Origin of the sequence: Aeromonas sp. R2-2, from assembly GCF_040908355.1 — a bacterium.
Classification (GTDB): Bacteria; Pseudomonadota; Gammaproteobacteria; order Enterobacterales; family Aeromonadaceae; genus Aeromonas; species Aeromonas veronii.
The window spans coordinates 134,069-140,750 of record NZ_JBFODQ010000092.1 but is presented as its reverse complement, the minus strand read 5'-3'; the positions used below and the strand labels follow the sequence as shown (position 1 = coordinate 140,750).

Sequence of the window (6,682 nt, the reverse complement as noted above, 5' to 3'; positions counted from 1 at the left end):
GTTTGCCCCCCTTGCTTTGCGGAATAAAGTAGCCCCAGACGCCGGTTTTACGATCCCGCCTGAACTGCCCCATCACTGGGGTAAAGCCCGGCCGGGCTGCAACCTCAGAGATCCGCAGATAGCAGGCGTACATCAGAATGGTGAGAAAACGGCTGCGCTCGTGTTGCTCCGGATGGTCGTTGGCAAGGGTATCGGCAGCCTGCATCACGTATGACCACTGCAACTCGCTGAAGGCCTGCACCTGATCATCGGCCTCCAGCTGTTGCGGCCGTTTGACCCGCTGCAGTAGCAGAGCGGGATTCCTGTCCATGTACTCCTCCTGGATCAGGAACTGGAAGAAGGCCGACAGAATGGCCAGCTTGGTCTTCATCGCCTGCTCGCTCAGGCGATAGGGCAAGGTGCGGCCCAGCTCCCGCTTGCCGAGAAACGGTCGCCATTGCGGATTGGGCAACCGCTCTCCCCACTCCTTGTCGAGGACAAACTGCGCCACGTTGCGATAGGCGATCAACTCGTCAGGGGGGGACTGACAGTAGTCGAGATAGCGGATCATGATGCGGCGAGTGAGATCTTTCGGGCTGATGGCCGCCTCGCGAAAGCACCAGTGCAAAAAAGTGGTCAGTTCGCTGCGATAGGTTTTGTAGTTGTTTTCGCTGTTGCGCTGCTCCAGCAGCCAATCGACCGCCAGTTCGTAAACCAGACCGGCATCGGGTACATCGTTGAGGCTGAGGTTGGCAAGGTACTGATTGACCTGTGGGTTACCGGCCTCCAGATAGATAAGGCTGTCAAACAGCGGCATGGCTGGCGGCAAGGATAATGGTTGTTGAGTCATGGTGTTGCTTGTTGATGATGAGATGAATCGATATGAGCCGAGTTGATAGACAAGGGCTCGTGATACATTAATGCGGCTTCTATTGGGATTGGTACTGCCTCTTGTTGTTGCTGATTAAGGTCACCGGGAGCGATCTGGATAACGTTCTCTCCACTGTTTGCTCATTATTTCCTCATAGATCTGGCTGATGTCGCTCAGTGGTGCACGCTATTCAGTTATGCATGGGATATGCAGCATGGTTCAAAAATTCTCGGGGCAAATAGCCGTGAAAATTGTTTTAAATGCAAATAAAGTGAATGCGTTGAGCCATTTATCCCGAGAGTAAGGTCTGTGCAATCAGGCCACCTGTTTGAGTGGCTTCTCCTTGCGCTTGGCTGCTGGAGTCTCTTCCTCTTTCGTGCCAGCCTGAACTTTGCCGCCACGCAGCAGGGTTTGCAGCACATCACGCTGCTCTGCCAGGTAGAATGCCAGACTCTCTTGCTGCTCTGGTGCCAGCTCGATCGGGGCGCCAGCCAACAGGGTCATCAACTCATCGGCCGTATCCAGCAGCTTGTCATAGGCATCGGCCTCTTTTTTGCTGGCAAAGGTCATTTTTTCCACTCCCCCACGAACAACCACATATTTGATCTCGACAGCCATGATGGCCTCCTCTTGGTGATGATGGATAGAGTATATGTATGGATATACAGTATTGCAAATAACCTCACCGGAAAAGAGTTCGCCGGGGTTTAGCGACAAAAGCCGCGCTGGATCAAGCTGTCTCAAAGTGTCATTTGACTTCCACGCCAGACTGGTCGGATCATGGCCTTATGACGATCGTACGACACCTGTTTATTCTGCTGATGGTAGAGGTGCTGCTCCTCGGGAGTATCGCCCATTTGGTCGTGGGACTCCCCTGGTTGCTGACCCTGCTGTTTGTCGTGTTTGCCCTGCTTGGGTTGCGTTGTCTGGTGGTGCTCGGCAGCTGGCTGTTTACCCGCTTCTACCCCTCCCCGGCTATCGGCACTTGGCGCAGGGTGAAGATGATGGCGCAGGAGATGCTGGCCTACCTCTATACCTTCACCTTGTTGCTACCGTTCGAGCCTTTGCTGATGGCTCCCGATCGGCTGCGTCCATGCCAGCGTCCCGTATTGCTGGTGCATGGTTACGGTTGCAGTCGCGGGATCTGGCACACCCAGCGCGCCCGATTGGAAGCTGCAGGCCATGTGGTCGCCACCATTACCCTGATGCCACCATTTGGTCATATCGATGAGATGGTGCCGCTACTGGCCAAGCGAATTGACGATGTGTTGGCGCAAACCGGGGCTGACAAGCTGGTGCTGATCGGTCACAGCATGGGCGGACTGGTCTGCCGCGACTATCTGGCTATCCATGGTGGTGACAAGGTCGCACGCCTGATCACTCTGGCTACGCCTCATCAGGGCAGTCAGTTGGCCGCCCTTGGGATTGGGGCCAATGCCCGCGAGATGGAGCCCGGTTCCGGCTGGTTGCAGCGTTTCGCCTCGGTTCCTCTCTGCGTACCCGGCATCTCTGTGCGCACCAGTCACGACAATGTGGTGATGCCACAGGAGCGGCAACGATTGACGGGAATGGAAGATATCGAGTTGCCTGCCATTGGCCATCTCTCTCTGCTTTACTCCCGTCGCACGACTGATCTGCTGATTGAGTTGTTGTCCCGAGTCTGACCCTCCTTATTCGTCCTTCAACTGTCATTCCAAATAAAACAGGGGCCTGATTGCTCAGGCCCCTGTTGATCTCTTTATCCCATCATCAGGTTAGAAGTGTATCCCCTTGATCAGGGTCGAGACGGCAACCTGATCGGCGGTGGCCTTGGACTTGTCGCCATCCTTGGGATCGGCAAAGGTGCGGAAGCTGGTGTTCATGATGACCTGCGCAACGCGAGGTGCCAGGGCATGCACCACCTGACCGAATACCCCGAGGCGAGTAGCCAGACGAACGTGCTTGTTGATGATGGTATCGCATACCAGATCGGCCGCCTCTTCTGGCGTCATCATCGGTACCTGCTCATAGACCTTGGTCGGTGCGACCATCGGTGTTTTCACCAGCGGCATATTGATGATGGAGAAGCTGACACCCTTGTCGGCAAATTCGGAGGCGGCGGTACGCACCCAGGCATCGAGGGCAGATTTGGAGGCAACATAGGCGGAGAAGCGCGGCGCATTGGTTAACACCCCGATGGAGGAGATGTTGATGATGTGCCCTTTTTTCTTCTCGATCATGGTGGGCAGTACCCCCATGATCACCTTGAGCGCACCAAAGTAGTTGAGTTGCATGGTGCGCTCCAGATCGTGGAAGCGATCGAAGGAGTCCTCGATGGAGCGGCGGATGGAGCGGCCGGCATTGTTTACCAGAATATCGACGCCACCGTGATCGGCCACGATGCGAGCGGTGATCTCCTCGGCTTGCGCCAGATTGGAGAGATCCCCCTGATAGATCTCGATGGTCAGCCCCAGCTCGGCAAACTCGGCTTTAGTCTCGGCAATCTTCTGCTCGTCGCGGGCGATGGTAACGACGTTGGCCCCCGCTCCCGCCAGCTTGCGTGCGGTTGCTCGGCCAATGCCGGAAGTGGCCCCGGTCACCAGCACTACCTTGCCCTCGACCCGACCACGCAGGGAGCGATCGATGAAGAGTTCGGGGTCGAGGTGACGTTCCCAGTAATCCCACAGCCGCCAGGCGTAGCTGTGCAGCGGCGGCACTTCGATACCGGTCCCTTTCAGTACCCGCTGGGTTTCGCGACTATCGAAACGGGTGGGATAGCTGATAAGGCGGAACACATCCTTGGGCAGACCCAGATCGGCGATGGCGGCATCGCGGATGCGGCGCACTGGCGCCATGGTCATCAGCATGGCGGTCAGGTGGCGGGGAATGAAATTAAAGAGAGAGGCGTTGATGCGGATCGCAGGCTCCGGCGCATGGGCGGCGCGGGAGAAGGTGCTCAGCATATCGCCGACCCGCATCGGGTTGGGGTCGGTCAGATGGAAGGTTTTGTTCTCCTCCCCCTCCTGATGGGCGATATGCACCATGGCATCGACCACAAAGTTGACCGGCACTATGTTGATGCGCCCGCCCTCAACCCCGATGGCTGGCATCCAGGGCGGCAGCAGACGGCGCAGCTTCTGGATGGTCTTGAAGAAGTAGTAAGGGCCGTCGATCTTGTCCATCTCGCCGGTATTGGAGTCACCGACAACGATCCCCGGTCGATAGACCCGCCACGGAACTGTGCACTCATTGCGCACAATCCCTTCCGCTTCGTGCTTGGTCTGGAAGTAAGGCATGTCGAGGTGTTCGGCCTCATCGAACATGTCCTCGCGAAACAGACCGTCGAACAGGCCCGCTGCAGCGATGGAGCTGCAGTGGTGGAACTGCCCCGCCCCCAGCCGCTCGGCAAGTTGAACAGCATGACGGGTCCCTTCGGTGTTGACCTGCTGCTGGATCCCGGCCTTGGCGTTCAGATCATAGATGGCAGCCAGATGGAAGAAGTGGTCGATCTTGCCGATCAACTGCTCCTGCATCTCGACCGACACCCCCAGCAGCGGTTGTGTCATGTCGCCAAAAACCGGGACTGCGCGCGATTCATCCACATTCCAGAATGCAAATAACTCCGGCAATTTATCCTGATGAGAGGCGCGCATCAGAAAATAGACGATACAGTCGGGATGCTGTTGGAATAACTTTTTGATCAATCGACGCCCGATAAAACCACTACCGCCAGTAATGAAATAGTTCATAAAGAGAATCCTGCTACTGATTAGGGTGTTACTAGGTTGTTAGATATATCACGATTCATATGGGAATCCGCAATTTGATTGTCGGTTCGTGAGCAAACCCTAATTTCGGTGGTGTGCCTGTTCCGTTATTAGGTAGAACCCTCTATTTTTTGTCCTTAGACTGAAGTTGAAAAATCAGTAATGCCACAACCCGATTGCAGTTTCGTTGTCGCCATTACATTTAACTGTCGTTATTCAAGGAGAAGATCATGGCTAAGAAATTGAAAGCGCTGGCAGGGTCAGTGACCGACAACCAACTCACCTCCACTATCAAAGAGTCCACTCAGCAGATCTGGTTGGCAGGTCTGGGTGCCTATGCCAAAGCACAGGAAGAGGGTGGCAAGATCTTTGAAGCCCTGGTGCAGGAAGGGGAAGCATTGCAGGCAAAAACCCGTCAGAGCGCAGATGAGAAGATTGCCGCTGTGACCGACAAGACCGCCAATACTTGGGGCCGTCTGGAGCAGGTGTTTGAAGATCGCGTGGCCCGCGCTGTGGCCAGCCTCGGCATTCCGACCCGCAAGGATATCGACAAGCTCTCCAAGCGCATGGCCGAGCTGACCGATGTGGTCCAGCAACTGCTGGATGCGCAGGAAGAGGAGGCTCCTGCCGCTGAAGCCAAACCGGCTGCCGCCAAAAAGCCCGCTGCCCGCAAGCCTCCGGTAAAGAAGGCACCGGTAGCCAAGGCCAAAGAGGCCGTGGTTGAGCAGGCCGCCGATCTCCTCTCCGCTGCGGAAGATGCGGTGAAAGAGGTGAAGGCCAAAGCAGAGAGCGTCCTGCCCTGATCCCTCGCGGTGACGGAAGGTGATTGATACCGGCCCATGCCCTGCGCTGGGCCGGTCTTGTCATGGTGAATGTCATGGATAGAGAGGCGACGCTATGAGTACCATCGCAATTGCCCTTGCTGGCGGCGGGCCGCTCGGCGGCATCTACGAGATCGGTGCCTGCGCAGCCCTCTCTGACAGCATCAACGGCCTGCGCCTTGACCATGCCGACATCTATGTTGGCGTCAGTTCGGGGGCCGTGGTGGCATCGGCGCTGGCCAACGGCATCTCGCCGGCTAAGCTGGTGCGGATCCTGCTCAGCGATGATTCGGGGGAGATGTTTGACCCGGCCACCTTGCTGCGCCCCGCCTTTCGTGAATATGCCGACCGTCTGACCTCGATCCCGCCACTGGCGTGGCAGAGCCTGACCTATTATCTGGCGGCCCCCTGGAAGCGCAGCCTGTTTGAATCGCTGCAGGGACTCTCCAAGGCCATTCCGACCGGACTGTTCGACAACCGCGGGGTGGATCGCACCCTGACCCAGTTTTTCTCTCGTCCCGGCCGCAGCAACGATTTCCGCCAGTTGCGCAGTCGACTGTTTGTGGTAGCCACCGAACTCGACACCGGTCATCCGGTCGCCTTCGGCAGCCCGGGGCTCGATGATGTGCCCATCTCGGCGGCGGTACAGGCGTCAGCCGCCCTGCCCGGTCTCTTTCCGCCCTCCTTGATCAACGGTCGTTACTATGTGGACGGGGCGCTGATCAAGACTCTGCACGCTTCGGTGGCGCTGGAAGAGGGGGCGGATCTGGTGTTCTGCATCAATCCGCTGGTGCCCTATGATGCGGACATGGCCGCCGGTGCGCCGACCAATCTGGTGGACAGCGGTCTGCCGGTGGTACTGGCCCAGACCTTTCGCGCCATCATCCACTCCCGTATGCATGTGGGGATGGATCGCTACAAACACCAATATCCCGACGCCGACGCCCTGCTGTTTGAGCCCTCTTCTGCCGATGGCGAGATGTTCTTCACCAATGTGTTCAGTTACCGGGATCGCCGCCGTCTCTGCGAACACGCTTACCAGCATACTCGCCGCGATCTCTGGCAGCGTCGTGACGAGCTGGCGCCGGTGCTGGCCAAGCATGGCCTCGAGCTCAATCTGGCCGCGCTGGCCGATGAAGATCGCACCCTGCTGGCCCCCGGCATTGGCTCGGTCGCCGCCCTCGACAAGTCGCTGGAGCAGTTGCAGCACTGGCTTGCCAAACGCTATCGCCACGGCGTGCGCCGTTCATCACCAAAGGAGTAGC

General features: G+C 57.5%; 6 protein-coding genes. 3 read left to right on the top strand and 3 right to left on the bottom strand.

What is annotated here, in order from left to right; all coding sequences use genetic code 11:
• Together AB5Z09_RS20680 and AB5Z09_RS20675 are read right to left on the bottom strand one after the other, a co-directional pair.
• Positions 1–796: tyrosine-type recombinase/integrase (locus AB5Z09_RS20680; RefSeq protein ID WP_368196119.1), on the bottom strand; the 796-nt coding region annotated here is incomplete at its 3' end.
• 369 nt (positions 797–1,165) lie between these two features.
• Entirely contained in the window at positions 1,166–1,468 is a 303-nt protein-coding gene (locus AB5Z09_RS20675) for a YebG family protein (protein WP_042055032.1), read from the bottom strand.
• A gap of 170 nt (positions 1,469–1,638) precedes the next feature.
• Between AB5Z09_RS20675 and AB5Z09_RS20670 the strand changes: the two genes are divergently transcribed.
• Positions 1,639–2,514, top strand: coding sequence for an esterase/lipase family protein (locus tag AB5Z09_RS20670; protein WP_368196114.1), 876 nt, complete (start codon positions 1,639–1,641; stop codon positions 2,512–2,514).
• Positions 2,515–2,604: 90 nt separating this feature from the next.
• Here AB5Z09_RS20670 and AB5Z09_RS20665 read toward each other — a convergent pair whose 3' ends face one another.
• A complete protein-coding gene (locus AB5Z09_RS20665) occupies positions 2,605–4,578 on the bottom strand; it encodes an SDR family oxidoreductase (protein WP_338774921.1) in 1,974 nt (657 codons plus the stop codon).
• A gap of 248 nt (positions 4,579–4,826) precedes the next feature.
• Between AB5Z09_RS20665 and AB5Z09_RS20660 the strand changes: the two genes are divergently transcribed.
• Entirely contained in the window at positions 4,827–5,399 is a 573-nt protein-coding gene (locus AB5Z09_RS20660) for a phasin family protein (RefSeq protein WP_005333118.1), read from the top strand.
• Between the two features lie 94 nt (positions 5,400–5,493).
• The gene (locus tag AB5Z09_RS20655) at positions 5,494–6,681 is read left to right on the top strand and encodes a patatin-like phospholipase family protein (protein ID WP_040065538.1); all 1,188 of its coding nucleotides are present in this window, start codon (positions 5,494–5,496) and stop codon (positions 6,679–6,681) included.
• Position 6,682: the final 1 nt, after the last annotated feature.